Consider the following 3,705-nt stretch of genomic DNA (forward strand, 5'->3'; position numbering starts at 1 on the left):
TGTAGGGACTTGCATTTGAAAAGCGTCAGGCCTGCATTCAGCGCATTTTTGGGCCAACATTAACTGCGTCTATCAGCGCCCTCAGGCCAGCATTAAGTGCAACTGAACTTGCGTTTGACGGTGCAGGCCTGCATTGCATGGCCGCCGGCCAACATTAAGTGCAACTGACCGGGCTTGGGCACCATCCAGCAAACCTTCGATTTCTGGACGGTTGACCCTGATCAGGCTGATGCTGCGAAATCAGCCTCTAGATCGTCCAAAAACCCTTTCCATTTATCAACATCCGTCTACAATAAATTTCAACGCACCAGTTGGACGATCCATGATTCTTGGCTACGCCCGTATCTCGACCGATGACCAAAACCTTGACCTGCAACGCGATGCACTGCTCAAGGCCGGGTGCGAGCGTGTGTTTGAGGACACGGCCAGCGGTAGCAAGACTGAGCGTACTGGCCTAGCGGCTTTGCTGGCATCCCTGCGCAAGGGCGATACCGTCGTTATCTGGCGGCTGGATCGGTTGGGGCGCTCCCTCAAAGACTTGATCGGGCTGGTAGAGAGGCTTGATGCTACGGGGGTTGGCCTGCGCAGCGTACAAGAAAACATCGACACGGTTTCCATCGGTGGGCGCTTGGTGTTTCACCTCTTCGGCGCACTGGCCGAATTTGAGCGCAATCTGATTCGCGAACGTACTCAGGCGGGTTTGTCGGCTGCCAGGGCACGTGGGCGCAAAGGCGGGCGCAAGACGCGCCTTGACCCAGCCAAACGGGAAGTTGCCTTGCGCCTTTACCGGGAGCGCAAGCACACCATTGCAGAAATCTGCCGAATGATGGGGGTGGGTCGTTCAACGCTGTACAACTACATCACCGAGGCAGACAGCCGTGTGCTCGAGTCGGCGTAAGGAGATTCCTGCCGATTCCGTGCTGCAGCTGCGCCAGCGCCTTGATCATCTGCCACGCAAAAGCTCCGAGCGAGCAAGGCAGGTTGCCGCATTCGCCGAGCTGTATGGGGTTTCACCAACAACGGTTTACCGAACGCTTAAGGATTTACGCAAACCACGTCTGACCCACCGCGCCGATCATGGAAAACCGCGTGTGCTTCCTCTGGCGCAGCTCAAGCATTACTGCGAAATCATTGCCGCAGTCAAACTGCGCACCACCAATAATCAAGGGCGCCACGTTTCCACAAAACGGGTGATTCAGCTGCTGGAAGAGCACGGCATAGAAACACCGCAAGGCTTGGTCAAAGTGCCCAAAGACCTGCTGCACAAATCTACCGTGGACGCGTACCTGAGCCAGCTCCACCTCGATCAGCCACGGCTGTACCGGCAGCCGCCTGCCGTGCGCTTTCAAGCCGAGCACAGCAACGACTGCTGGCAGTTCGACATGTCACCGTCAGACCTCAAGTACATCGAGGCACCCAGCTGGATTGATCCCTCCAAAGGCCGGCCCACCCTGATGCTGTTCAGTGTGGTTGATGACCGCAGTGGCGTGGCTTACATGGAGTACCGCTGCGTTTACGGTGAAGATGCCGAATCGGCCTTGCGATTTCTGTTCAATGCCATGGCACCAAAGGCAGATCCCGCATTCCTGATCCAAGGCAGACCAAAGTTTCTCTACCTCGACAACGGCCCCGTCGCCAAGAGTCGGGTGTTTCAGAACGTCATGCATGCGCTGGACATTGACTGGAAGACACACATTCCAGCCGGCAAGGATGGCCAGCGGGTCACTGCGCGCTCCAAAGGCAAAGTGGAGCGGCCCTTTCGCACCGTCAAGGAGGCACACGAAGCGCTGTACCACTTCCACGCGCCGCAAACAGAACAGCAAGCCAACGAATGGTTTACCCACTACTTGGTGCACACCTACAACCAGCAGTGCCACCGCCACGAGTCCCATTCGCGTATGGACGACTGGCTGGCCAATTTGCCAGAGGACGGCATCCGCGAAATGTGTGCATGGGAGCAGTTCTGCCGCTTCGCCCGCGAACCGGAGCGGCGCAAGGTTGGCGCAGATGCGCGGATAACCATTGAAGGCACCCAGTACGAGGTGCTGCCTGATATGGCCGGTGAAACCGTCATTTTGCTGTGGGGCCTGTTCGACACTGAGCTGTATGTCGAGTTCGAGGCGGTACGTACCGGGCCGTACCGTCCGGTTTCCGGCCCAATACCGCTGCACCGCTACCGAGCCTTCAAGCGCAGCAAGACCGATGAGCGCGCCGACCAGATCCGGACGCTGGCTGACCAGCTTGGCCTGCCGATCTCCGCACTCGCTGGCAACGATGTCCGCCTGGTGCCGTCAGCGATAGCACCGATCAACATTCCCAAACAGCCATTTGATGCGCAGGCATTGGAATACCAGTACCCAAGTGCCATCGCAGCCAAACTCGATATTGCAGCCGACTTGGCCCGACCGCTGGCCAAGCTGTCAGCCAACGAGCGCACCTTCATTGACCAGGTGCTGGCCCAGACACTGGTGCGCAGCGCCGTGCTCACGCAGATACGAAATCACTTTCGCAACAAAAAACCAGGGGAAGAGTATGCGGGTTGAAGTCATGGAGCATTACGGACTGACGCAGCCGCTCAGTCAGGCGGGCTACTACGAAACGGCCCACCACAAAGAACTACTCAAGGATGTGAAATCTGCCATTCACGAGGGCAAGCTGATCGCAGTTTGTGGCATTGTGGGCAGTGGTAAAACCGTAACCATGCGGCGCTTGCAGCAGCAATTGAAGGAAGAAAACCGCATTACGGTGTCCAAGTCGCTGTCGGTGGAAAAGCACAGCATCAAGCTGGCCACACTGATTTCTGCACTGTACTACGACCTAGCCAGCGACAAGCAGGTGCAAATTCCCAAGCAAGGTGAGCGCCGCGAGCGTGAATTGCAGGAGTTGGTCAAAAAAGGCAAGCGCCCCGTGGCCCTGTTCGTAGATGAGGCGCATGATCTCAATGGTCATACGCTGACAGGCCTCAAGCGCTTGATGGAAGTCATCGAGGATGGCGGTGGCAGGCTGTCTGTAGTTTTGTCCGGTCACCCCAAGCTACGCAACGATTTGCGAAAACCGACCATGGAGGAGATCGGCTACCGAACCGATGTGTTCAACCTGGATGGCATTGCGGGCAGTCAGCGCGAGTACATCCATTGGCTGCTGCGGGAATGCACTGCCGATAAGCGTGACATCGGTGAAATTCTGACGCCAGAAGCCATCGACTCGTTGGCGACACGCCTGCGCACGCCTCTGCAAATCCAGCAGCACCTGAGCTTTACGCTCGATGCAGGGTATCAGGCAGGGGTCACGCCGGTCACTGCCGAACTGGTGGAGTCGGTGCTGATGCGCAAAATTGACGATCTGGAGCCTACCTTGACGCGCCACGGCTACCGCATCAAGGACTTGGTGGAGCAGTTCAACGCCAAGCCGGCTGAAATCAAAGCCCTGTTCGCCAACCAGCTCGATCCCACACGCACAGCCGAGCTGCGTGCAGAGCTTCAGATGGCTGGACTGCCGATTTAAAGGAGGCGTTCAAGGCGGGTTGGTGAAGGCTCGGTAGTTGCACTTAATGTTGGCCGGCGGCCATGCAATGCAGGCCTGCGCCGTCAAACGCAAGTTCAGTTGCACTTAATGCTGGCCTGAGGGCGCTGATAGACGCAGTTAATGTTGGCCCAGAAATGCGCTGAATGCAGGCCTGACGCTTTTCAAATGCAAGTCCCTACA

At 57.4% G+C, this 3,705-nt stretch carries 3 protein-coding genes; all 3 read left to right on the forward strand.

What is annotated here, in order from left to right; all coding sequences use genetic code 11:
• The first annotated feature begins 322 nt into the window (after positions 1-322).
• The 3 genes from BMX55_RS15955 to BMX55_RS15965 are packed head-to-tail and all read left to right on the forward strand — an operon-like array spanning position 323 to position 3,504.
• On the forward strand, positions 323-898 hold the full coding sequence (locus BMX55_RS15955; protein WP_091459412.1) for a recombinase family protein: 576 nt from the start codon (positions 323-325) through the stop codon (positions 896-898).
• Between the two features lie 4 nt (positions 899-902).
• Positions 903-2,543, forward strand: coding sequence for a DDE-type integrase/transposase/recombinase (locus BMX55_RS15960; RefSeq protein ID WP_218144527.1), 1,641 nt, complete (start codon positions 903-905; stop codon positions 2,541-2,543).
• Positions 2,533-3,504, forward strand: coding sequence for an ExeA family protein (locus BMX55_RS15965; RefSeq protein WP_091459416.1), 972 nt, complete (start codon positions 2,533-2,535; stop codon positions 3,502-3,504). The genes BMX55_RS15960 and BMX55_RS15965 overlap by 11 nt, the downstream gene beginning before the upstream one ends.
• Positions 3,505-3,705: the final 201 nt, after the last annotated feature.

The organism is Giesbergeria anulus (assembly GCF_900111115.1).
GTDB lineage: Bacteria > Pseudomonadota > Gammaproteobacteria > Burkholderiales > Burkholderiaceae_C > Simplicispira > Simplicispira anulus.

What these genes read in the sequence shown, in the direction of transcription:
- BMX55_RS15955 (WP_091459412.1), top strand. Translation starts at nt 323, where the DNA reads ATGATTCTTGGCTACGCCCGTATCTCGACCGATGACCAAAACCTTGAC.
- BMX55_RS15965 (WP_091459416.1), top strand. Translation starts at nt 2,533, where the DNA reads ATGCGGGTTGAAGTCATGGAGCATTACGGACTGACGCAGCCGCTCAGT.